The 24,414-nt window shown below is 50.7% G+C and carries 21 protein-coding genes; 8 read left to right on the top strand and 13 right to left on the bottom strand.

The genetic code is table 11. The features are described 5' to 3' along the window. Positions 1-52 precede the first annotated feature (52 nt). Positions 53-1,531 (top strand): PQQ-dependent sugar dehydrogenase, encoded by a 1,479-nt coding sequence (locus BW972_RS11505; protein WP_076422247.1) that lies wholly within the window; start codon positions 53-55, stop codon positions 1,529-1,531. Between the two features lie 252 nt (positions 1,532-1,783). Here BW972_RS11505 and BW972_RS11500 read toward each other — a convergent pair whose 3' ends face one another. Together BW972_RS11500 and BW972_RS11495 are read right to left on the bottom strand one after the other, a co-directional pair. Continuing rightward, positions 1,784-2,983, bottom strand: a complete 1,200-nt coding sequence (locus BW972_RS11500) for a dipeptidase (protein WP_007656763.1) — start codon at positions 2,981-2,983, stop codon at positions 1,784-1,786. Positions 2,984-3,044: 61 nt separating this feature from the next. Next, positions 3,045-3,638: a DUF3267 domain-containing protein gene (locus tag BW972_RS11495; protein ID WP_076422246.1), complete on the bottom strand. Its 594-nt coding sequence runs from the start codon at positions 3,636-3,638 to the stop codon at positions 3,045-3,047. 62 nt (positions 3,639-3,700) lie between these two features. Here BW972_RS11495 and BW972_RS11490 point away from each other — a divergent pair, with 62 nt between their 5' ends. The 3 genes from BW972_RS11490 (at position 3,701) to BW972_RS11480 (ending at position 6,354) form a co-directional block, all read left to right on the top strand. After that, positions 3,701-4,477: a DUF2490 domain-containing protein gene (locus tag BW972_RS11490; protein WP_143732044.1), complete on the top strand. Its 777-nt coding sequence runs from the start codon at positions 3,701-3,703 to the stop codon at positions 4,475-4,477. A 208-nt stretch (positions 4,478-4,685) separates the two neighbouring features. Further along, entirely contained in the window at positions 4,686-5,576 is an 891-nt protein-coding gene (locus tag BW972_RS11485; protein WP_076422245.1) for an ABC transporter ATP-binding protein, read from the top strand. Positions 5,577-5,583: 7 nt separating this feature from the next. Beyond that, a complete protein-coding gene (locus BW972_RS11480; RefSeq protein ID WP_076422244.1) occupies positions 5,584-6,354 on the top strand; it encodes an ABC transporter permease in 771 nt (256 codons plus the stop codon). Between the two features lie 9 nt (positions 6,355-6,363). Here the strand turns inward: BW972_RS11480 and BW972_RS11475 are convergent, their stop codons facing one another. The 3 genes from BW972_RS11475 to dnaG all read right to left on the bottom strand — a co-directional run bounded on the left by BW972_RS11475 (position 6,364) and on the right by dnaG (position 10,561). Further along, entirely contained in the window at positions 6,364-7,041 is a 678-nt protein-coding gene (locus BW972_RS11475; RefSeq protein WP_076422243.1) for a hypothetical protein, read from the bottom strand. Positions 7,042-7,250: 209 nt separating this feature from the next. After that, positions 7,251-8,492 carry a bifunctional 3,4-dihydroxy-2-butanone-4-phosphate synthase/GTP cyclohydrolase II gene (locus tag BW972_RS11470; RefSeq protein WP_076422242.1) on the bottom strand — a complete coding sequence of 414 codons (1,242 nt, stop codon included), beginning with the start codon at positions 8,490-8,492 and terminating at the stop codon, positions 7,251-7,253. Between the two features lie 140 nt (positions 8,493-8,632). Continuing rightward, positions 8,633-10,561, bottom strand: a complete 1,929-nt coding sequence (gene dnaG, locus BW972_RS11465) for a DNA primase (RefSeq protein WP_076422241.1) — start codon at positions 10,559-10,561, stop codon at positions 8,633-8,635. Between the two features lie 253 nt (positions 10,562-10,814). Between dnaG and BW972_RS11460 the strand changes: the two genes are divergently transcribed. From BW972_RS11460 to BW972_RS11445, 4 genes are all read left to right on the top strand, one after another. Continuing rightward, positions 10,815-11,918 (top strand): Mrp/NBP35 family ATP-binding protein, encoded by a 1,104-nt coding sequence (locus BW972_RS11460; protein WP_076422240.1) that lies wholly within the window; start codon positions 10,815-10,817, stop codon positions 11,916-11,918. 5 nt (positions 11,919-11,923) lie between these two features. Continuing rightward, positions 11,924-12,190, top strand: a complete 267-nt coding sequence (locus tag BW972_RS11455) for a NifU family protein (protein ID WP_076422239.1) — start codon at positions 11,924-11,926, stop codon at positions 12,188-12,190. 359 nt (positions 12,191-12,549) lie between these two features. Beyond that, on the top strand, positions 12,550-13,821 hold the full coding sequence (fahA, locus tag BW972_RS11450; RefSeq protein ID WP_200805480.1) for a fumarylacetoacetase: 1,272 nt from the start codon (positions 12,550-12,552) through the stop codon (positions 13,819-13,821). 220 nt (positions 13,822-14,041) lie between these two features. Beyond that, entirely contained in the window at positions 14,042-14,407 is a 366-nt protein-coding gene (locus BW972_RS11445) for an endonuclease domain-containing protein (protein ID WP_076422238.1), read from the top strand. 114 nt (positions 14,408-14,521) lie between these two features. Here the strand turns inward: BW972_RS11445 and BW972_RS11440 are convergent, their stop codons facing one another. From BW972_RS11440 to BW972_RS11405, 8 genes are all read right to left on the bottom strand, one after another. Then, a complete protein-coding gene (locus BW972_RS11440; protein ID WP_076422237.1) occupies positions 14,522-16,453 on the bottom strand; it encodes a polysaccharide biosynthesis protein in 1,932 nt (643 codons plus the stop codon). Positions 16,454-16,805: 352 nt separating this feature from the next. Beyond that, on the bottom strand, positions 16,806-17,939 hold the full coding sequence (locus BW972_RS11435) for a DegT/DnrJ/EryC1/StrS family aminotransferase (RefSeq protein WP_076422236.1): 1,134 nt from the start codon (positions 17,937-17,939) through the stop codon (positions 16,806-16,808). Next, a complete protein-coding gene (locus BW972_RS11430) occupies positions 17,936-18,541 on the bottom strand; it encodes an acetyltransferase (RefSeq protein WP_076422235.1) in 606 nt (201 codons plus the stop codon). Before BW972_RS11430 ends, BW972_RS11435 begins: the two co-directional genes overlap by 4 nt. A 275-nt stretch (positions 18,542-18,816) precedes the next feature. After that, positions 18,817-19,428: a sugar transferase gene (locus BW972_RS11425; protein WP_076422234.1), complete on the bottom strand. Its 612-nt coding sequence runs from the start codon at positions 19,426-19,428 to the stop codon at positions 18,817-18,819. A gap of 6 nt (positions 19,429-19,434) precedes the next feature. Continuing rightward, positions 19,435-20,787 carry a UDP-glucose dehydrogenase family protein gene (locus BW972_RS11420; RefSeq protein ID WP_076422233.1) on the bottom strand — a complete coding sequence of 451 codons (1,353 nt, stop codon included), beginning with the start codon at positions 20,785-20,787 and terminating at the stop codon, positions 19,435-19,437. A 35-nt stretch (positions 20,788-20,822) separates the two neighbouring features. Continuing rightward, a complete protein-coding gene (locus tag BW972_RS11415; protein WP_076422232.1) occupies positions 20,823-21,983 on the bottom strand; it encodes a glycosyltransferase family 4 protein in 1,161 nt (386 codons plus the stop codon). 136 nt (positions 21,984-22,119) lie between these two features. Next, positions 22,120-23,100, bottom strand: a complete 981-nt coding sequence (locus tag BW972_RS11410; protein WP_076422231.1) for a polysaccharide deacetylase family protein — start codon at positions 23,098-23,100, stop codon at positions 22,120-22,122. A 90-nt stretch (positions 23,101-23,190) separates the two neighbouring features. Then, positions 23,191-24,414, bottom strand: coding sequence for a hypothetical protein (locus BW972_RS11405; protein ID WP_076422230.1), 1,224 nt, complete (start codon positions 24,412-24,414; stop codon positions 23,191-23,193).

The raw sequence follows: 24,414 nt of genomic DNA, 5'->3' as shown, positions 1-24,414 counted from the left end.
TATACACAAGGTTGCGAACCCCGCGCCACCCGAAGATTGAAACACAACTACTATGTTAAAGACAAATCACCTGCTCCCACTCCTGGGGCTAACCCTTATCACACTGGATAGCTGCACCAGCTCGGGCAGCAGCGCCAGCACAAGCAATCCGGATACACAGACTGTCGCCCAAAATTCCGTTCAGGAAGTAGCATTGTCCGAGGCTCAGTTGGAGAAAGCCCGCACCAATTACGCCAGCTACTGCTCCGGCTGTCACGGTGAACAGATGGAGGCCTTTACTGACCGTAAATGGAAGCATGGCAGTTCTGCTGAAAATCTTTTTGCCGCCATCAAGCACGGCTACCCCGAGGAGGGCATGCCCGCCTTTGAGCAGACTTTCTCTGATCAGGAAGTCACCGCGCTGGTCGCTTACATTCAGGAAGGTATACAGAACGTGAAGCAGTACGATTTCAGCGAAGAAGCCACCGCCAGTACTGTCTATACCTCCGAGGACCTCCGCTACCGCGTCGACACCGTGGCTACAGGTATGGAGATTCCGTGGGGGATGGCCTTTTTGCCAAACAGCGACATGCTGATCACAGACCGCAACGGCGCCTTCTACCGTTTGCCAAAGGGAAGTCGAGAGCTGCAGCAAATTTCCGGCGCACCTGAGGTGCTGGCACAGGGACAAGGTGGTTTGCTGGATGTAGAGCTGCATCCTGACTTTGCCAATAACAACCTGATCTATCTCTCCTACTCTGCCTTCAAGAAAGAAGGAGAGCAAACGCTCTCGACTACTGCCGTGATGCGTGCTAAACTGGAGGGCAATAAAATCACTGATCAGAAAGTGATCTTTGAAGCGCAGCCCTGGACCCGTACCCGCCACCACTACGGCTCCCGCCTGGAGTTTGGTCGTGACGGCATGCTGTATGTGTCGGTAGGCGACCGTGGCCAGCACCACGAGAATGCGCAGACCATTGAGCGTTCCCCAGGCAAGGTGCACCGCATCAAAGACGATGGCGCTATACCTGGCGACAACCCTTTCGCAAACGAAAAAGGAGCCATCGCCTCTATCTGGACCATCGGCAACCGCAACATACAGGGCATGACAATACACCCACGTACCGGCGCCATCTGGACCAACGAGCACGGCCCAAGAGGTGGCGACGAAGTGAACATTGCTGAACGAGGCAAGAACTATGGCTGGCCTGTGATTTCCTACGGCATCAACTACAACGGCACCGTGCTGACTGAACTGACCAAAAAAGAAGGAATGGAACAGCCGCTCTGGTACTGGGTGCCATCAATCGCCCCATCCGGTATGGCTTTCGTGACGGGCAACCGCTACAAAGGCTGGGAAGGCGACCTGCTGACAGGGTCACTGCGTTTCCAGTTCCTGAGCAAGCTCAAAATGGATGGGGACAAGATAATAAGTGAAGAGAAGCTCCTCAAAAACATCGGCCGCGTGCGTGATGTGAAGATGGGACCGGATGGGTATATCTATGTCGCAGTGGAGAGCCCGGGCACGATTTACAGGGTTGTGCCTGAGTAATAGGATTTAGTAGTATGACGCCGTGTCTACTATGGTGGGGCCTCTGGCCCAGGTACAGGTAAAGGCACTACCCTCGCTCGCGTCCCGCGAGTGTGAGCTATCGGGCGGTCTCTGGCCGCTTTGATCTGTGGCCCTGCCACAAGTGGCGGGACGCCACAGGATAACTCACACTCGCGGGACGCGAGCGAGGGTATAAATGTAAAGGTCAGGCTCTGTGATTGGGCCTGACCTTTACATTTTACCTATACCTGCTTATGAATTCACATTTGCACGCAGCACGCGCAGGAAGTTTTCGCCTAGTATCTTTTTAATATCCTCTTCGCTATATCCTCTGGCAAGCAGCTCACGGGTAATCACCGGCATATCGGCTACACTGTCGAGCTGCTTGGGTGTAGAAGTGACACCATCAAAGTCAGAGCCGAGGCCTACGTAGTCTACGCCAACCAGCTTCACGATGTGGTCAAGGTGGTCGAGCAGGATAGACAGGGGTGGACGCAGTTCTGAGGCTTCTTCCGGATAGTTTTCCATCGCCCAGTCAAATACCTCAATAGAGTTCTTCCCTTCCTTGCGCAGCGAGTCTACTTCGGCCTTGTGTCTGGCCCGAAAAGCACTCATGCGCTTGTCATACTCCGGATCCAGGAAGCCGGAGAAGAAATTAAGATGGATCACGCCGCCGTTTTTGGCGATTGCTTTTATCTGATCGTCCTTGAGATTGCGGAAATGCGGGTTGAAGTGATGTACGCAGCTGTGTGAGATCAGTACTGGCTTAGTGGTTGTGGCCATGGCATCCCAGAATGTACGCTCACCTACGTGGCTCAGGTCAACCAGCATCCCCAGCTCGTTCATTTTGCGCACCACCTGCTTGCCAAATTTGGTAAGTCCGGGTTTGCGGTTCTTAGGCAGCTCACCACCTTCCTCGTCCATGGCAGAAGTAGCCCAGGGAGTGGAGTTGTTCCAGGTCAGGGTCATGTAGATGGTACCGCGCTTGTGCAGTGCCTCCAGGTACTTCAGATTGCTCTCCATCATGTGTCCACCCTCCACCCCGATCATGGTAGCCATTTTGTTTTGTGCAACGGCCTGCTCTATATCGGCAGGCGTGCGGGCAATCATCATCTTGTCAGGGTTTCGGTTTACGATGGCATAGAGAGAATCGATCTGAAGATTAGCGAACTTAAAGCCTTTGCCTTTTCCATAGGTACCATCACTCCAGACTGAAAACACCTGTACATCGACCCCACCCTCCTTGAAGCGTGCCAGGTCAGAGTGTGTTTTGCCACGGAGGTCATCCTCCAGCCGCAACCCTTCCAGTACCGAGATCAACACGTCGTTATGCGTGTCTACCACAATAGCCTGTTCGTGCAGTTGCTTGTAATCCTGAGCTGATACCTGCAGATTGCCGCCGAGCAGGGTTGCCAGGGTGAGGCCTCCGCCTAATAGTTTTTTATAATTCATAGTTAGGTGCTTAAAGTCTCAAAGAGCCATACCTTAAATATAGCCAAAAGGCGCGACTTTCCTATACCTTCGAGCTAAGCACAAAACAGCCGATCTTATCCGGATGGTCCTGCACGAGGTCGGAGCCATGCTGATGACGCAGCATCCAAAGAATGAGCAAGTCACCGGCAGCGGCCATGCTGAAGAACAAACCAAAAAGGAAAAGCACGAAATGCCCCATGGCTATACCTGCCAAAGCGGGCAACAGCCCCATCACCAGTCCCGGCATCATCCCGCCTATGGCGTACTGCCTCAGCGGCAGTACTTCTTTGCAATGGCAGTAGGGTGTCAGCATTTTCCAGTACACGCCGTATTTGATTGACTTTAAACCGTTTTTGCAGAACACAGCCCAGGTGAGCCCATGCAGCAACTCGTGCACTACTGCTCCAACTATGAAAACCAGCAGCATAAGCATCGGGGAGATCATCAGCAGGTCCCGGTTCGTTTGCACAAGCTGTCGCAGGTTTTGGGTAGAGAACTGCTCGGGCCAGTTGAGCAGATAAGCTCCCACGTAGATTACCAGAATTGGCACAATGAAAACCAGTGCCCGCACATTGGCTTCGGCAGCGGTCATGCTCAGCTCGGTGGTCTTGTAATTTTCTTTATCTACTTGCATAAGCTAATAATCACTTATAAGTAGTGAAAAATAGGCGAATATTCAAGTTGAATTTCAGCCTTTTGGGATCGAACTTTGTCAGCATGGATATCAAAGGTATACTTTTCAGAATTTTACCGGCCCTGAGCCTGCTCCTATGGTTGAGCGCTCCGGCACAGGCGCAAAGTGAGCGTGTAAAAGATTTCAATAGCAACGGCTGGTACATGTACTTCGGCGACCACAAACTCAACGACAAGTGGGGACTGCATACCGAAGTGCAATGGCGTCGCCACAATATACTCAAAGACCCGCAGCAACTGCTTATTCGCACAGGTATAAACTACGATCTGACGCCATCGGCCATGTTTACGCTGGGCTACGGCTATATCGAAACGCACCCTTACGGCGACTTCCCGGCGGCAGGCACCTTTCCGGAGCACCGCATTTACCAGCAGTTGCAGCTCAAAAACAGCGTGTCGCGTGTAGGTCTGATGCACCGCTACCGTTTGGAGCAACGCTGGATCAAACCAGCCGGAGCCGAAACCACCACCTACCTCAACCGGGCACGCTACATGCTCAAGGCCACACTGCCGCTCATCGGCACCAGCATCGAAGCGGGTGAGCCGTTTTTGGCAGCCTATAACGAAATCTTTGTAGGCTTCGGCAACAACATCCAGCGAAATATTTTCGACCAGAACCGGGCCTATGCTGCCCTGGGGTATAAGTTCAGCAATGCCGCGACGCTGGAGTTGGGCTACCTCAACCAGATCGTGCAGAAGGCCAATGGCACTGTGTTTGAACATAACCATACCTTACAGGTAAGCCTGTTTTACAACCTCGACTTCAGCAAGAATAATTAGCCCTCCTCTTTTGTCATCCTGTAAGGATCCTGGTAGTAGATAGCAGAGGCCTGCCATCTCTTAAATTAAGGTACTTAATAGCAAGGCAGGAGGTATTAAATCTATTTTCCCAGTATGAAAAGCGCTCCTGCTATACCTGAGCAGGAGCGCTTTTCTTTTCTCAGCCGATATCAGAAAAACGCTATATTTGTCTAAACGACTCACCGCTATGGCAACAGTCCTATACCTGAACGAACTCTCAAAGAAATACGGAAGCCTGCAGGCCGTGGACCGGCTGACTCTGCAGGTGAAGGCAGGCAGCATTTACGGCTTGCTTGGCCCGAACGGAAGCGGCAAAACCACTACGCTTGGTATGGTGCTGGACGTAATCCGGCCGAGCGGCGGTAGTTTTCAGTGGTTTGGGGATTCTATAAGCAGCGAAACGAAGCGTAGGGTCGGCGCTCTGCTCGAAACGCCCAATTTCTACCCCTACCTCACAGCACGCGCCAACCTGGAAGTAGCGGCCGACACCAAGCAGGCAGACCACCGGCATATCAACAAGATGCTCGATATGGTAGGTCTTGGCACACGGAGCCACACTACCTTCAAAGGCTTCTCGCTGGGTATGAAACAGCGTCTGGCACTGGCCGCCGCCATGCTCAACGATCCGGAGGTGCTGGTGCTCGATGAGCCGACCAATGGCCTTGATCCACAGGGTATAGCCGAGGTGCGTGACCTGATCACCCGGATTGCTGCACAAGGCAAAACCATCCTGCTGGCCAGTCATTTGCTGGATGAAGTAGAGAAGGTATGCACACACGTAGCCGTGCTACAGGCAGGCAAGCTCAAGGCCAATGGTCCGGTGGGGGACATCCTCTCCACGCAGGATCAGCTGCTGATCAGCGCCGATGAGTTGGCCCCGGTACTGCAGCTATTAGAGCGCCTGCCCTACATTGTGAAATTTGCGCAGGAAAAGAATTATGTCAGCCTCACACTCTCTGAAGGCTATACCAGCACCGACCTCAACCGCGATATGTTCGCACAGGGCATCGTGCTATCCCAGCTCCTGGTGCGCCGCAAAAGCCTGGAGGCGCAGTTTCTTGAAATCACCCAAAAATAAGCCCCGCATGAATCTGATCAGAACTGAGCTCAGGAAGATACTCCAATACCTTACTTTCTGGGTAATTATGGCCATCTATGTGCTACTGCAGGTACTGCTGATTTACTTCAGCAGCAACATGATGGTAGGCGGGCAGTCGCTGGGCAAATCGCTGTATGATTTCCCTAACCTTTGGATGCGCTTCACTTATGTCGCCTACTTTTTCAATTTGCTCCTGGGTATATTGGTGATCGTGCTGATCACGGATGAGTACAGCTATCGTACGCTCAGGCAACAGGTCATAGACGGGCGTTCCCGCACAGAGGCCGTTCTGGCTAAATTTTACGTCTCGCTGGGTCTGGCAGCATTGGCCACTGTGTTTCTTCTGGTGATGGGCCTGTTTTTCGGATTAATTTACAGCTCCGACACCAGTATGGGAGCCATACTTGGTAAGATCGATCATCTCTCCTACTTCTTTGTGCAGGCTGTGGGATATATGTGTCTGGCCATGTTCTTTGCCTTTCTGATCCGTAAGAGCGGGCTGGCCATCATCGCCTTTCTGGCCTGGTCTAAAATAGTGGAGCCCATCATACATTACCAGATCGATGACCATATCGATCGTTTTATGCCTATGAAGGTGTTTGGAAGCCTTACTCCTACGCCGGGGCAGGAGATTATAGATGGCCTCACCAGCCCCATGATGGCACTTAGTCCGGCCTGGGCTGTGCTGCCTGCACTATTTTATATCGCAGTGCTTGTTTTGGCGTCTGTACTGCTGGTGCGGCTACGTGACCTCTAAGTCTTTGTTCTAGAGTGAATTATAATAGTCTACGATACTGAGTAAGTCTTTGGAATTATTGTAGTCAAGCTTATTAGCTTTTACATACTGCTTCACTTTTCCTGCTTGCGTACCGCAAAGCTTAAGCAGGTCTTTTTTGTGCTTGCGCAGTTGTACTATCTCCCCGTCCGGCAGCATCACATACAGAATTTCCTGTAGTTCGTCTCCGGCTGTGGCAAAGTGCGGGAAATAATGTGTTTGCAGCGATGCTGTTGCCTGTTGCTGATGCTGTTCACCTTTCGCAGCTGTCACGCCCACATATCTTTTCATGAGCATGAGTTCCCCCTGATTTATCTGCTCGAAGAATACCGGTACCCTAAAATCACTCTGAAAGCTCCCTCTGTTCCAGGGCAGTGAGCGAAAGATCTGTGGCTTGCCATCATAAACACCGCTGATCATAAAATGGCTGACATTGACAGCTGAAAGAGAATTGATAGTGCCGTCTTCTGATGCTATTTGCACAACATCTTTTGCCGGATGATAAATCACTGCCCCCTGCAAACTGTCTCCGCTGGTCAGTACAACTTTTCCATACAGCCATCGCTCTGTGTCAAATCCTTCCCGCATTTGTGCCCAACCCCATCTACTTTCGCAGGCAAATGCCACTAATAATGCAAAAAACAAATATTTGGTACTCAGTCTTTTCATTAGCAAAACGTTAAAATTGTGAACAACCTATTATAAAACCACCTACCTAACCTATTGTTTCACAAAAGATTACATACAATTCATAACGTAAGAAAACAGAAGCGGGATAGACCTTTCACGAAATAATTATTAACCTACGCTCCAGCGGCTTGTACAAAAAAAGCCCGTACCTGGCGGTACGGGCTCTCTGTTCAGTTATTTAAGGCTGCTTAGCGCACAACCGTATTTTTCAGGATCTCGTGCCCCAATTTGTCGCGCTTGGTGGTCAGGTAGCTCTGGTTATGCGGATTCGGCGCGATTTCTATCGGCACATTTTCCACTACCTCCAGTCCATAACCGATCAGGCCAACGCGCTTCTTCGGGTTGTTTGTGATCAGGCGCATTTTTGTTACACCCAAGTCACGTAAAATCTGGGCACCTACGCCATAGTCGCGGTCGTCCATGCCGAAGCCAAGCTCCAGGTTAGCCTCCACGGTATCACGGCCCTGCTCCTGCAGTTTGTAGGCCTTCAGTTTGTTGATCAGCCCGATGCCACGACCTTCCTGGTTCATGTACACGATTACGCCTTTGCCTTCGCGCTCTACCATGCGCATGGCTTCGTGCAGCTGCGGACCGCAGTCGCAACGGCATGATCCGAAGATATCACCCGTCACGCAGGAAGAGTGTACGCGCACCAGTACAGGCTCGTCATCTTTCCAGTCTCCTTTCACCAGGGCCAGGTGCTTGGCACCGTTGCTGCGCTGTGTGAAGGCATACAGGTCAAAGTTACCGAAATCGGTAGGCAGTTCCACTGCAATCTCGCGGTCGATCAGGCTTTCCTTCTTCAGGCGGTACTCTACCAGGTCTTTAATTGAGATAAGCTTCAGGTTGAAACGCTCCGCTACTTTCACCAGATCCGGCAGGCGGGCCATGGTGCCGTCTTCGTTCATGATCTCTATCAGCACGCCAGCTGGTGCAAGTCCAGCCAGGCGGGCCAGGTCAACGGCAGCCTCTGTGTGGCCCGGACGACGCAGCACACCTTCTTTCTTCGCTTTAAGCGGGAAAATGTGTCCTGGTTTGCCAAGCGCATTTGGATCTGTGTTGGGGTCGACCAGGGCCTGAATGGTTTTGGCACGGTCAGAGGCGGATATACCGGTGGTACAGCCGTGCCCGATCAGGTCAACGGATACTGTAAACGGTGTGGCATGCAAAGCCGTGTTTCGGCCCACCATCAATTCCAGCCCCAGTTCATCGCAGCGCTCCTCTGTAAGAGGCGCACAGACCAGACCACGGCCGTGTGTCGCCATGAAGTTGATGATCTCCGGTGTCACCATTTCTGCCGCGCAGATAAAGTCACCTTCGTTTTCACGGTCGTCGTCATCCACCACAATAATGATCTTACCCTGGCGGATGTCCTCAATCGCATCTTCTATTAAATCGAGCTTAATTGGCTCAAGTGAATTAGTTTCCATGTGTTACTCCATATACCTGCTATACCTGTGGTTATCAGCAAGGTGATTGTCTATACTATGAAATGCGCTGCAAAGGTAAAAAGTTTATACCGCATTGCCTTCTTATTTCATAACACAATCTCTCTACTAAGTATTCCTTTCTACTTATTAACCACAATCCCCAAAAGATCTCCAATTTGCTTCTCGAAGGATTTGAGCTGGAAGATGACCTGGAGTACGCGGTCCTGCTCGGTTGGGTCGGTAACGAGGCGGAGCTTTTCCATTTCAGTTTTCATAAGCAGTTGCACGTTGCGCCACTTCAGGCGTAGCACGGCCCGCTCTGCGCCGTAGGGCAGCAGATCTGACTCGTGAGGAACGTAAATCTGGTGTGTTTCCCAGTTGTGGGAAAGCTCGTAGGGGTCCGATAGCAGGTTGGTTGCTTCGGTTCGTATTTCCTGGTCTGGATAGTTGATAAAGTCCTCTGCCGAAGGTATAACACTTTGTTGCAACTTCTCTTTTACCACCTCGATCAGGCGGGCGTACAGCGGCGTCCTGAATTCTACATCCTCCAGCTGCTCCAGCATATACTGGCAGGTGTTCTGTCCATCCACCAGCACTTTGTCAGGGTAGTTCAGCAGCATCCGCACAATTTCCCGTTCGTAGCGTTTCAGGCTATCGGCTTCCGTGGCTGGCTTTTCAGCCTCCATCTGCTCTGCCTCGTAGGCTTCCGCCTCTGCCAGATCTTCCGGACTACCTGTGCGCTGCTGCTTTTGCTGGCGCTCCTGCAGGTGCATCTTGTTGTACTCCGATATCAGCAATTGCTCATCAATATCGAAGATCAGGCTGCAACTACGGAAGAACACCGTCCGCTTGATGGGGTCCGGGATCTTGGAAATAGAAGTCACGATCTCGCGTATCGCCTCTGCCTTTTTCACCGGATTGCCTTTGGACTCTTCGGCATACAGACTGGTCTTGAACGAGATGAAATCCTGCGCATGCTCCGCCACATAGGCTTTGAACTTCTCGTCTCCTACCTTGTGGATATAGGAATCCGGGTCTTCACCAGCCGGAAAAGTGACCACGTTCACATTCAGGCCATTCTCCAGGATCAGGTCAATGCCGCGCAGTGAAGCTTTTATACCTGCGGCGTCGCCGTCGTACAGTACCGTGATGTTCTGGGTATAGCGGGCAATGAGCTTGATCTGTCCCTCGGTGAGTGAAGTACCCGAAGAGGCCACCACGTTCTCAATGCCGCCCTGGTGCAGCGACAGCACATCGAGGTAGCCCTCCACCATGTAACACATGTCCTGCATGCGAATCGCCTGCCGGGCCTGGTACATGCCATAGAGCACGTTGCTCTTGTGGTAAATCTCCGACTCAGGGGAATTGAGGTACTTCGGGCTCTTCTTGTCGTTGCTTTTGAGCGTACGGGCACCAAAACCGATGACACGCCCCGATATATTATGGATCGGGAACATGACACGTCCCCGGAAACGATCGTACTTTTTGCCGTCCTCTTTTGCGATGGTCAGTCCCGTTGCCTCCAGGTACTTTTGCTTATACCCTGCCTTTAGGGCAGCATCGGTCAGGTCAGACCAGGCATCAAGGCTATACCCCAGCTCGAACTTCCGAATAGTGTTACCGCTCAACCCCCGCTCCTTCAGGTAAGACTGCCCAATGGAGCCTTCATCATGGCTGTGCAACAGCTGCTGGTAATGTTTGCTGGCAAAATCAGAAACGATGTACAGGCTATCCCGCTCACTCTGTTCTTTGGCGTACTCGGGGTTCGGCTGGTCTTCCGGCACTTCAATGCCATACTTTTTGGCCAGGTACTTGAGCGCCTCCGGAAAGCTGGTGCCTTCCACATCCATGATAAACTGCACTGAGTTGCCCGCCTTGCCGCAGCCAAAGCACTTGTAAATGCCTTTAGCAGGTGAAACTGAGAAAGACGGTGACTTCTCGTGATGGAAAGGACAACAGGCCCACAGATTCTGCCCCTTCTTCTTGAGCGAGACAAAATCCCCCACCACTTCCGCTATATCGGCCTGGGCAAGGATCTGGTCAACTACTTCTTTTGGGATCAGGGACATGGGGTAAAGGAATATGGGATGACAAAGATAAAGTTTATTGTCAGAATCAGGATTTTCAGGATTAAAAGATTTTCAGGATTAAGCAGGAGATAGAGCGTTCTACCTCTCCGCCCCCTTTATAACCCGCAAGTTGCACTTGCGCTAAACTTGCGGTATAAGCAGTGCTGTTAACGAGCGCAATAAGCATCCCTAAATCATGTTTAAAGTTTTTTTGTTTGTATCTTTGTAAGGCTTTACAAAAGCTGTTAATACTATGGCAATTACAAAAGAAGATATACTAAAAGCCCTCAGCTATGTCGAGGAACCGGACCTGGGCAAGGACCTGGTGACACTCAACATGATCGAGGATGTGCAGGTGGATGGAAAGAACGTGAGCTTTACCGTGATCCTCACTACACCAGCCTGCCCACTTAAAGACCTGATCCGCAATGCCTGCATCCGCGCTATCCATACCATGGTAGACAAGGAGGCAGAAGTGACCGTGAACATGACTTCCCGCGTCACTTCCGGCCGTGCAGGCAGTAGCGAGGTACTTACCGGCGTAAAAAACATCATCGCCATTGCCTCCGGTAAAGGCGGTGTTGGCAAGTCTACTGTGACGAGCAACCTGGCCATTGCCCTGGCGCAGTCAGGCGCAAAGGTTGGTTTGATCGATGCCGACATTTTTGGTCCGTCTATACCTACTATGTTTGGTGTAGAAGACCAGCGCCCGAGCATGGTGCAAGGCGACCATGGCAAAAACTACATCATTCCGGTTGAGAAATATGGCGTGAAGCTGATGTCGATCGGTTTCCTGACGCCTCCTGATCATGCCGTGATCTGGAGAGGCCCTATGGCGAGCTCTGCCCTGAAACAATTTATCAGCGAAGTAGAATGGGGTGAACTGGACTACCTGCTACTCGACCTTCCTCCGGGCACTTCCGACATCCATCTGACCATGGTGCAGGTGCTGCCGGTAACGGGTGCTGTGATTGTAACGACGCCTCAAAAAGTAGCCATTGCTGACGCGCAGAAAGGCTTGCAGATGTTCCGCCAGCCGCAGATCAATGTGCCGGTGCTGGGTGTAGTCGAGAACATGGCCTACTTTACGCCTGCTGAACTTCCGGAGAACAAGTACTACATCTTCGGACAGGAGGGCGGACAGAACCTGGCCAGGAAATTTGATGTGCCGGTATTAGGCCAGGTACCACTGGTGCAAGGCATACGCGAGTGCGGCGATGAAGGAACTCCGGTGGCCTTGCAGAACGATTCTCCGGCTTCCGGTGTTTTCAGAGAGTTGGCCCAGGCTGTTGCCCAGCAGGTATCTGTTCGAAATGCGACTTTGGCCAAAACACAACCAGTAGAAATTAAAAGCTAAGACAGATGGCAACCATTAACGTTGACAACGATTTTTTACTTCGCATCGAAAGTGCCCTCGACCAGATCAGGCCCTACCTGGAAGCTGACGGCGGCAACGTGAAGGTGCTTGAAGTAACCGATGATATGACCCTGAAACTGGAGCTACTTGGCGCCTGTGGCACCTGCCCGATGTCTACCATGACACTTAAAGCAGGTGTAGAGCAGTCGGTACTCAAAGCTGTACCAGAAATCAGAGCTGTAGAGGCTGTGAATGTGACGCCGCTGGCTTAGGCTATGTAGAGATAAAATTTTCTAATAAAGAGTATTTACTTAAAGCAGGTGCTGAGAAATCAGTACCTGCTTTTTTTGTATGGTGCTGCGAAGTGGTACATTAAACTAAGAATCCTGTGCCCTCGCTCGCGTCCCGCGAGTGTGAGTTATCTGGTGGCGTCCCGCCACTTGTGTGAAAGTACATTAAAAAGTGGCCGGAGTCCGCAGTATAGCTCACACTCGCGGGACGCGAGCGAGTGTGTTCAAACAGGGTAGGTATAAATTACATTTTCTCTAAACCTACAGCATATCTTATTACCACCTTTCCCATACCCCTCAAAATCCCTATATTTGTCTAACAACCCAGATTTTCTTGCACTATGATAAAAGCGAACGACCCCGCCTTGCATTCCTGGATCGAAATATCTCCTGAGAGCGACTTCCCGATACAGAACCTTCCATTCGGTATATTCGAGTCAGCTACAAAAGACCCGCGTGTAGGTGTAGCCATCGGCGACTACGTGCTCGATCTTTGTGCTGTCGCCCAGCATAATCTGTTCGAGCTCCTTGATGTTGACCCAACCGTATTCCACCGTCCATACCTGAACGACTTTATCGCGCTGGGAAAACCGATGTGGCGGGCTGTGCGCAACCGTGTGTCGGAGCTTCTCCGCAACGACAATGACGAAATCAGTGGTAACAGCAGACTGATGCAGGAATGCCTGATCAAGCAAAGTGATGTGCGTATGCTGATGCCCGTAAAAGTGGGTAACTACACCGACTTTTATTCCAGCATCGAGCACGCCACCAACGTAGGCACCATGTTCCGGGACCCGAAAAATGCGCTGCTGCCCAACTGGAAACACATCCCGATCGGTTACCATGGTCGCGCCTCTTCTATCATCGTATCAGGTACAGACATCCGCCGCCCCAACGGGCAAACCAAAGCACCTGATGCCGCTGCCCCTACCTTCGGTCCATCCCGCCTGCTCGATTTTGAGCTGGAAGTAGCTTTTATCACCGGCCGCGAGACAAGGCTTGGTGACATGATCAGCCCGGACGAAGCAGACGACTACATCTTCGGCCTGGTGTTGTTTAACGACTGGTCCGCCCGCGACATGCAAACCTGGGAGTATGTCCCTTTGGGGCCCTTCCTGGCTAAGAGCTTTGCCTCTTCTATCTCACCCTGGGTTGTGACGCTGGATGCCCTGGAGCCATTCCGTGTGAAAGGCCCTGTACAGGATCCAAAGCCGCTGCCATACCTCGATTTCCATGGCGATCATAACTACGACATTAACCTGGAGGTATTGCTACAGCCAGAGGATGGACAGGAAAACAGCATCTGCCGCTCCAACTTCAAGCACATGTACTGGAACATGAACCAGCAGCTGGCCCACCAGAGCAGCAACGGCTGCAACATACAGGTAGGCGACATGTACGCCTCCGGCACCATCAGCGGCCCCGACAAGACCTCCTACGGCTCCATGCTCGAACTCACCTGGCGCGGCACCCAGCCTATCGAGCTCTCCGACGGTTCAGAGCGCAAGTTTATCAACGATTATGATACCGTGATCATGCGTGGCTTCGCGGAGCGGAATGGGATTAGAGTTGGATTTGGGGAAGTGAAGGCGAAGGTATTGCCGGCGTTGTAGGTTCTGTTTATATCAGCAGGAAGCCCTTAGGTAACATAACGTATACCTAAGGGCTTTTTTGATTTGAACGAGTATTCTCAATACCAGTCTGTACCGGGTCCAACCACCCCTAACCCCTCCTTGTCTAAGGCGGGGAACTCAAAATTGATTTATGCGTTGCTGAGTACAAGTCCCCCTTTGAAGGGGGCAGGGGGATGACACATTTTTAGAGACGTAGACCATGCCACACAATAACCACTACAACCACCAGCTGAAGCCACTTGCCAAAGCACTCCGCAAGGAATCAACAAAGGCAGAGGTTAGGCTGTGGTGTGAAGTGTTGAGCAAAGGCAAAACCGGATATACCTTTTTAAGACAGCGACCAGTAGGAAAATATATTGCTGACTTTATGTGCAAAGAATTAAAGCTGATCATTGAGGTTGACGGCTATTCTCATAACTTTAAAGCGAAGGAGGATGAAGAGCGAGATATGGTATTAAATGAGCTAGGTTACTCTGTACTTCGCTTTCATGATGAAGAGGTGTTGAAGAATTTGCCTAATGTTCAGCGTGTTATTGAGGCCTTTATTGAGGATCAACAGAAGTAGGTCATCCCCCTGCCCCCTTCAAAGGGGGACTTTCTCACTGAAGCCTAAAACCACCAAACAGGAGAAGGCCCGGATTGAATCCGGGCCTTCTCCTGTTTTACCGATCTAGACGTTTTACTGTACCATTGAGTCCAGCTCCTCGAACCTGGAGTTTTTGCTCTTGAACTCGGGGACGATCTTTTTCATTTGCTTGACAGTATCCAGTTCGTCGCCTTCCTTGTTGAGGTTGAGGAGTTCGTTGATGCTGGCAAGCACCTTATTGTAGGTGTACTCGCGCACTTTCGATACTTTGATCTTTTCGTGGTGAGTCGGTATGGTGAGCTCTTCCTGGTTCAGGAGTTCTTCGTAGAGCTTTTCGCCCGGTCGAAGGCCTGAGAAGACGATTTCGATGTCGTTGGCTGTCAGACCAGCCAGCTTGATCATCTTGCGGGCCAGGTCTACGATCTTCACGGGCTGGCCCATGTCGAAGATGAAGATCTCGCCGCCTCTGCCCATCGTACCCGCTTCAAGCACCAGCTGCACCGCTTCCGGTATGGTCATGAAGTAGCGGGTGATATCGGGATGAGTCACAGTGATCGGACCGCCTTTTTCGATCTGGGAGCGGAAGCGTGGTATCACCGAGCCATTGGAGCCCAGCACGTTGCCAAAGCGGGTTGTAATGAAGCGAGTTTGTTGCAGGGCTGTACCTTGTACATTATCCTGTAGCTTAGGCTGTGCACTGATGTTATTGAGCGACTGGATGTAAATCTCTGCGATGCGCTTCGAAGCACCCATCACATTGGTTGGGTTTACAGCTTTGTCTGTCGAAATCATCACAAACTTCTCCACATCAAAGGTCATGGAGAGATCTGCCAGGTTTTTAGTGCCCAATACGTTTGTCAGAATGGCCTCTGATGGGTTGCTCTCCATCATCGGCACATGCTTATAGGCAGCGGCATGGTATACCATCTGCGGATTATATTCCTTGAAGAGGGCATACATGCGGTTGAAGTTCTGAATATCCGCAATGCAGATTTTCAGGTTTGCCTCCGGGTAGTGCTCTTCCATTTCCAGCTGCAGGTCATGAAGCGGCGACTCGGCCTGGTCGCAAATGATCACCATTTCTGGTTTGTAAGAAAGCACCTGGCGCACAATTTCTGAACCAATAGAACCGGCACCGCCTGTGATCAGGATACGCTTGCCGGCAAGGTCAGCTGATATTTTGTCATTCTCTATTACGATTGGCGGACGCTGCAGTAGGTCCTCGATGCGCAGATCTTGTATTTGGTTCATGCGCAGCTGACCAGACATCCACTGCTCGGTTGGTGGCACAGTCACTACTTTAATACCGAGCTCCACACAGGTTTCGATCGCGTTCTTGCGGGCCTCTGATTTCAGGTCTTCGCTCAGGATCACCAGTTTATCAATGTGCAGTTTGCTCTGTAGTTTTTCGATATCGTTGATGTGGTATACCCGCTTCTGCTGGATGTGTTTGTCGATCTTGTTCGGATTGTCGTCCACAAAACCGGCGATGGTCAGGCGGCCGGCATTGCTCACCTCGAGTGCCTGCTTCACCAGGATGGCAAAGCTATCAGCACCATAGATCAGCACTGTTTCTTTGTCGCCGCTACTGCCGCGCTTGATGTAGTAAAACAAGGCTTTGGCGCCCAGACGCATCATGATCAGCACCGAAGAACTGATAAAGAAGTTGACCAGGAGCACCACATAGATGTTCACAGAATCGATGTGAAAGGCTGGAGAGACCCACAAACCTACGATGGCGCCATACACCAGACTGGCCATCAGCACAGCGGTAAAGATGCGGTAAATATCGTCAGTGCTGGAGTAGCGGATCAGGCCGGTATGGATGCGCATGGCGTAAAACACCATCACGGAGACCACCAGGTAGATACCACTGTACACAAAGAAGTGACCGCGCAGGATCGTTTCGAAATCAAACTGGCGGATGATGAAGAAGGACAAAGCGAAAGACCAGGTGGAGATGATTTGATCGATGATCAGAATGATCCATTTCGGTAAAGCCTTGTTCTGTAAAAATGTTTTCATACGGTAGTCTCAGGGTAGAGAAGAGCTTAGATTACGGCGTTAGGCTGGTCTTCGTTTTAATTTAAATTAATACCTGTTTTGTCCAGTCAAATTTCCAGCTTACGTTAGGACTCACTCAACGGTTTACACATTAACTAGTTCATAACGACACTTCACCAACATACTTATATCTTTCACAATAAAAAAGACATAGATGCCGTCCAAAATTACACAAAAAATCTGAAAAGTTCAGCTTTTAACTTGCTGTTCCTCAAGTAGCACAGCTAATAGCATATACGAAAAAAATCCACCTGTGCTTTTCGAATGTTATCGGGGTGCAGGTGGATTTTGTTTTATTTTCTAAATGTCGCGGCTATTTAGCAAAGCAGGCTTTGATGGCCTGAAGCACCCGCTCCCTTTCTTCGTCGGTCATGTTGGATCCGGAAGGCAGGCAGAGCCCCTTGTCAAACAGACGCTCGCTGGTGCCGTCGCCGTAATAAGGCGCATCAGCAAACACAGGCTGCAGCTGCATCGGCTTCCAGAGCGGGCGCGTCTCAATATTCTCCCGCTCCAGCGCCAGTCGGATATCTTCCCGACTCACGCCCTGGCTATCATCCACCAGCACGGTGCTAAGCCAGCGGTTAGAGTAGAATTCTCCATTCGGCTCCTCCGCAAACTGAATAGCAGGTATAGCAGCCAGTCCTGTTTGATAGAAAGTAAAGTTGGCTCGGCGCTGCTGCACGCGATCCAACAACACGTCCATTTGTCCGCGACCAATAGCGGCACACACGTTGCTCATGCGGTAGTTATACCCGATGTGCGAGTGCTGATAGTGCGGAGCCGCATCACGAGCCTGCGTAGCCAGGAAACGGGCCTGCTTAATATGTGCTTCGTTATTTGAAACCAGCGCACCACCGCCAGAAGTCGTGATGATTTTGTTGCCGTTGAAGGACAGAATACTCATTGCCCCGAAGGTACCCAGTTTGCGTCCTTTGTAAGTAGAACCCAGGGCCTCGGCAGCATCCTCCATCACAGGTATAGCGTAGCTGTCAGCAATCGCCATGATACGGTCCATCTCAGCCGGCATGCCGTAGAGGTGCACCACGATAATCGCCTTCGGTTTTTTGCCCAGGCGAATGCGGTCTTCGATGGCAGTTTCCAGCAGATCAGGCGACATGTTCCAGGTGCGGTCTTCGCTGTCTACAAATACCGGCGTCGCTCCCTGGTAAGCGATCGGGTTGGCTGAAGCCGAGAAGGTCATGCTCTGGCAGATCACCTCGTCACCCGCCTGCACACCCAGCATGATCAGCGCAAGGTGCAGCGCTGCCGTACCAGAACTAAGGGCCGCCACGTGCACGCCTTCACCCAAAAATTCTGCCAGGTCACGCTCAAAGCCATCTACATGCGGACCAAGTGGCGCGATCCAGTTGGTGTCAAAGGCTTCTTTAACATTTTTAAACTCGTTTGTTCCCATGTGCGGGGAAGAGAGCCAGATCTTTGTATTCATATGTTTGTCTGATGTTCTTTTATGATTCGGGCGGGATTACCAACAGCGGTTACGCCATCCGGCAGATCTCGTATCACCACAGCACCCGCGCCTATTTTGCACCACTTACCTATTTTCAGGTTGGGGATCACAACGGCACCGGCACCAATATGCGTCCCCTCACCCACCAGCACATTCCCGCTCAGCACCGCACCAGGTGAGATATGGGCATAGTCCCCTATCTTGCAATCGTGGTCGATGCTGGCACCTGTGTTAATGATGGCATGTTTCCCAATCGTAGCATCGGCCTGTATAATCGCTCCCTGCATGACGACAGTGCCTTCAGCGATAGTAGCCGATGGGGAAATGATCGCGGTGGGGTGAACGGCTTTGCCAAATGCCACATCCAGCTTTTCAGCGACCCTACGGCGAATGGCATTATCGCCAATGCTGATGATTACGGGTTCTTTCAGTTTCTCCTCTATTTCAGCACCAAGTACAGGTATACCACCGACTTCTGTTATCGCTGGGTTCTTATCAAAGGCTCCCATGATAGGCATACCCATATCCCGCAGGATATCAATGATCACTTTCGCATGTCCGCTCGCGCCGTATAGGTACATGGTAGGTTGGTATTGTTAGTGGTGAAAGTGCAAATGTAAGAATTCTCAATTTGTCATTTTGGATGCTAGTGAGAAATCTGTCTGAATCAGGATTTACAGGATTTAAAGATTTACAGGATTTTCGTGCACGATTAACCCACCCCTGCCCCTCCTAAGAGGGGAATACTCGTGCAGAGAAGTCTCCCTTGGGGGAAGGGGCCCTCGACAAAGAAGGGGGCTGGGGGATGACAATCGTGCACAATTCCCCTCCGCGGAGGGGGCGGTTAATCTTTCCCTTAGTTACTTCCCCTAAACCGCTCCATCGTAGCCACTCCCTCTGCACTGATCCCCTCCGACTTAAACACTTTCCCGATGGTCATGAAGATGATCTTCACATCCAGCATAAAAGAGATGTTATCCACATACCACACATCATAACGGAACTTCTCTTCCCAACTGATGGCATTACGGCCGTTTACCTGTGCCCAGCCGGTGATGCCGGGGCGCACTTCATGGCGACGGCGCTGCGTTTCGTTGTAGAGCGGCAGGTACTCCACCAACAAAGGGCGGGGGCCGATCAGGGACATTTCTCCTTTGATCACATTCAGCAGCTGGGGTATTTCATCAAGGGAAGTCTTGCGGACAAAAGCTCCAATTGGGGTCAGGCGCTCGGCATCGGGCAGAAGCTCACCTTGTGCGTCCCGGCGATCATTCATAGTCTTGTACTTGATCACCCGGAAGATGCGTCCATTCTTGCCCGGACGGGGCTGCAGGAAGAAAGGCTTGCCGTCGTTGGCGATTGCCAGCAGCAGCGTGACGACCAGAAAAACCGGCAGTAGCACAACAAAAGCCATTAGGCTCAGCACAAGATCGATCGGTCGTTTAAAGAAACGGCTGTATACCTTCATGTTGTGTTAAATACTCTCCTTCGTTTCCTGCGACACCTTGGCCTGCTTGACGCCGATGCCGAAGTAGGTGAAGCCCTTCTCCTCCATCTCCCTGCAGTCGTAGATGTTTCTGCCGTCGAAGACGACCTTCTCCTTCATCAGCTTGCTCACCACGGCGAAGTTAGGCGAGCGGAACTCTGGCCACTCGGTCACCAGCAGCAGCGCGTCGGCGTCGATCAGGGTCTCGTACTCGTCCTTGCCATACTCGATGCGGTCGCCCAAAGAGTGCCTGGCCTCCTTCATGGCCACTGGGTCATAGGCTTTTACCTTGGCCCCCTGCTCGAGCAGCTTCTCGATGATCACCAGCGAGGGCGCCTCGCGCATGTCGTCGGTCTTGGGCTTGAAGGAGAGGCCCCACACAGCGAAGGTCTTGCCTTCCAGGTCGCCCGAGAAGTAGTTCATCACCTTGTTGAAGAGCACCGACTTCTGCTTTTCGTTGACCGTCTCCACGGACTTTAGCACCTCCATGGAGTATCCGTTCTCGGAGGCCGTCTTGATCAGGGCCTTCACGTCCTTGGGGAAGCAGCTTCCCCCGTAGCCGATGCCCGGGTAGATGAACTTGTTGCCGATACGGGCGTCAGAGCCGATGCCCTTGCGCACCATGTTCACGTCGGCGCCCATGATCTCGCACAGGTTGGCGATGTCGTTCATGAACGAGATCTTGGTGGCCAGCATGGCGTTGGCCGCGTACTTGGTCATCTCAGCGGAGGGGATGTCCATGAAGATCAAGGGGTGACCGTTCATCAGGAAGGGCTTGTAGAGCTTGCCCATCACCTGCTCGGCCCTGTCGGAGTCCACGCCCACCACGATGCGGTCCGGCTTGAGGAAGTCGTCGATGGCGGCACCCTCCTTCAAAAACTCCGGGTTGGAGGCCACGTCGAAGGCGATGTCGGCGCCGCGCGCCTCGAGCTCCTCGGCGATGGCCTGGCGCACCTTGGCGGCCGTGCCCACCGGCACAGTGCTCTTGGTCACCACCACCAGGTAGTCGTTCATGGAGCGGCCGATCTCGCGGGCCACGGCCAGCACGTACTTCAGGTCGGCCGAGCCGTCCTCGCCCGGAGGCGTGCCCACGGCGATAAAGGCCACCTGGCAGCCCTGCACGCTCGCCGCAAGGCTGGTGGAGAAGGAGAGGCGCTCCTTCTGGGCGTTGCGCAGCACCATCTCCTCGAGGCCCGGCTCGTATATGGGCAGGATACCCTGCTTGAGGTTGTCTATCTTCTTGGAGTCGATGTCGATGCAGGTCACGTCAATGCCCACCTCGGCAAAGCAGGTGCCCGTCACAAGCCCCACGTAACCGGTGCCAACTACAGCTATTCTCATAGGTAAATATTATTAATGAAGTACAAACTTAGTACTTATTTTTGTTTTAAATGGTCTTGGTATTCCTGTATCAATAGCTCCCAGAAGTGGGTCTGCTCGTAGCGCTCCACAATCATACGCCGTGCTTGGGACTGCATATAGGTAAAGCTTTCTTTATTGTTTATAAAAGTCTGCATGGCGATATAGAGTTTCTCCATCGACTTGGGCGGCACGATTAAACCATTTTCACCATGTTGTATGATCTCGTTGCAGCCATTGATATCTGTCACAATACTCGGTAAATCAAAACACCCCGCCTGCATGGGCACATTGGGAAAACCCTCTCGGTAAGAAGGGAATGCTAGTGCCTGACTGATAGCCAGGTATGGCCGTACATCATTTTGAAACCCGACAGAGAGAATACCCTGGTTATGCTCAATCTCTTTAAGTATACTATTATCAATGGGATCCAGATCCTGCTCAAAGGGTCCAACCAGTAGGAGCTTCACCTGCGAATGTTGTGCCTGAAGTTTCTTAAAGGCGGTGACAAGCTCCTGTATACCTTTATCTTTTACCAGGCGACCAATGAACACAAATACAAAGTCATCAGGCTTGATGCTCAGCTGCGCTTTCAACTCCTCCAGTTTAACGGCGTCTAACTGTTCCCTGCTGAAGAAGGCTGTATTGATGCCATTGCTGCTCCCATTTCCGATAACTTTTACTTTATCGGGTCCGCAGAATCTGCTTTGCAGGATAAAGTCTTTGAGTACCGTCGAATTGGGATATACCTTGGTTGCACAAGCATAGGTAAGTTTCTCTACAGCCTCCAGCACCTGGCGGGTCTTTCCGTTTGTTTCCATCAGCGGCAGACCAGCGACAGTATGCAGGCGCACAGGTACACCAGCCAGTTTAGCCCCCAGCATGCCAATGATGCCGGCTTTAGGCGTATGTGAGTGCACAATCGCTGGCTTATGCTTTTTGCAGAGGCGGTAAAATTGCCAAAGTGCTTTCAGGTCCTGCACCGGAGTAATCTTGCGGGTCATCCCAATCTGAATCAAAGGCGAGGCCTGTTCCTGCATCACCTCCTCAGACTCCGGCCCAGCAGCCGACACCATCAACGGCTGAAAACCTTTGGATCGCATATAGGGCAACTGTCCGGTGATCAGCTTCTGCAGGGAGAGAGGTACTGTGGTGATGCGGATGAGTACTGGGGGCATTGGGGTATAATTTGTTTTCGGGTGCAAAGGTAACAAATCTCAATTTGTCATTTCGAATGCAATTAGAAATCTAAAAGAATGCCATAGCCATAAGTAAATCCAGGTTTCTCCTATCGTCGATATGACAACATAGTGCTTAAGCAGTCATATACTGATAAATACTCCGCATACTCAGGCTTTGCATGCGGTATTCCTTCTCTAGACTTCTGTAATGATCAATGATGATCTTCAGGTCAGCCATACTGCGTTCAGGATAGCTGCCGAAATTATGCGGATGCCACCAAAGGTGGTAGCATTCCTTTCTTTTAGCGGCCTCTGTCATTTCGTTTAAGATACGTTTCAATCGGAGATTGTTCATGATGTCTCTTTTACCATCTACTGGCCGCAGGAATCTGCTGGCAGGTATAGCCAGGGGCAGATCTGCCTCAAGTCTAAGCGAAGAAAGCGGGAAGGAGGTACGTTTTCCCAGCGGCAGGTAAGCATCACCTGTTCGGAAGATCCGCTTCGAAAGTTTATCTTCTACAGTCTGTTCCCAGAACCAGTCGCTGGGGTTAGAGCGGACTGTTTTAATACCCTCTTCACGACAGACCCGTAGGTAATGCTCATTGAACTGGTTACGAGGGAAGACAAGTGATTCCAATGTCATACCTTTCCGAGCCGCTATACCTTGCGCGGCCTGCAAGTCTTGCCTAAACTGCTCCACCGTTTGTCCGGCTTCCTGGCAGTAATAATGCGCAAAAGTATGGGTAGCAATCTCTTGGTAGGGAGTGTTGTGAATGTGCGCAACCAGTTCAGGAGCAAAAAAGAAATTTTTCAGGCTGCCATCACGACCAAACTCCTCCTTCAGCCTGTAAGCAGAGAGTTGGTCATTATGATACGTAGGACGGAGTGAAGGTATAGCGTTAGTCCAATCATTCCAGTCATTAGCAAAGAGCATCCCCACCGTAGCCCAAGTCACCTGCACCTGATGTTTTTCGAAAAGCGAGAGCATTTCCGGTATTACTTGGCGGGTATTTTTAAAATACTGCCTCCGATCTGTTAAAGGTACTTTATCAAAAATCCCCCAGTACAGTTCAAAGTCCAGGGAGATTGTGAAGACGGGTATATTGTTATTCATAACTTTTACTAAAATTCCCCGCCTTAGCTAAGGAAGGGTTAGGGGTGGTTGGAATCTCCTCCTCGGAGGGGCAGGGGCGGGTTATAGCTTTTATGATATGGCCGGAGTAGGATACCCACTTAACCGCTCCTGCTCCTCCATCTTTTTCTTCTTCAACTGAAATAATGTAATCTTTTTTTGTTTCTTATATTCCAGGAAGGAGATGATGACAAAAAACAGGAAATACATTACCATGCTCTTCTGCCGCATCGCAATCCCTAGGTTTGACATCACAAAGGATAGTGCTATAGAAGATGAAACAAAAATCACTAAGCTCATCTTCACCAAAGAGGTTGATTTCTTCAGGAATGGAATAAAGTCTTTGTCAACCAGCTTCCAGGCAAGAATTACGTACAGTAGGTTTTCAAAAGAGACGAATAGGCCAAGTGCTCCAGGTGCATCTACAAAGAGGGGACGGAACCAGAAGGTGAAGAGTTTAAGAGGTAAAGGATAACTAGTAATGTTCACAGCTGATCCAGCACTACTACTTAGGCGGCCTGCCTGCACTTGTGAAAAATCCTGAAAACTGCCTAGTACATCCTCTTCATTTATATTGGCCATAGCTAGTATCTTATCATACATCAGAATAATAGCACCCACAAAAGCAATATAAACCAGTATTTTTTGATACACTGGGACTTTATCGCGGCCCGTGAAGTAACCAATTACAGCCCCAACACCTAAAAACATGAACATATGTGGCCTGATCATGTATACAATGAAGGACCCTAGCACCAGCCCAAACATTCGTTTCTGAGGGAAGCGCATACCATAAGCAAAAAGCCCTAAACCCATAAAAATTAGCGATCCTTTTCCTAAGGATGAGGTCCAAAAATGCATATTGGGTAGGAATAAAAGAATAACCAGTACATCGTATCCCCAGATTTGTAACTTACTCTTAATATTTTCCCCGAAAAAAATATAAAAGTGAACAAACCCAATGTATCCAAACCAGGCAAAAGCCAGCATTGTCATTTCATAGGAAAAGCCTAATGTATTCGTAAAGGGATATGCAGAAAATTCTAAGAATTTTGTTCCTGATTGAAAAAGCGTTACCCAATCTTCTGCATATAGCGAGGTCTTCCTATAGTAAAGTGCGGAATCACTCCTATTATCTAAACTATATACATAATATATTAACCAGAAGAATGTATGATAGAAGAATAGTTTATTCATCAAAGGAACTGAAAAGAAAGAAAATTTTCTTTGATAGTTCTTGAGGATAGCCTGATTAATTATGAGTAGTATAAAAATTAAAACTAAAGCACCTATCAT

This window comes from Pontibacter lucknowensis (assembly GCF_900156415.1).
Lineage (GTDB): Bacteria > Bacteroidota > Bacteroidia > Cytophagales > Hymenobacteraceae > Pontibacter > Pontibacter lucknowensis.
Note: the sequence above shows the minus strand (reverse complement) of the source record. Positions and strands in the feature narration are given on the sequence as shown.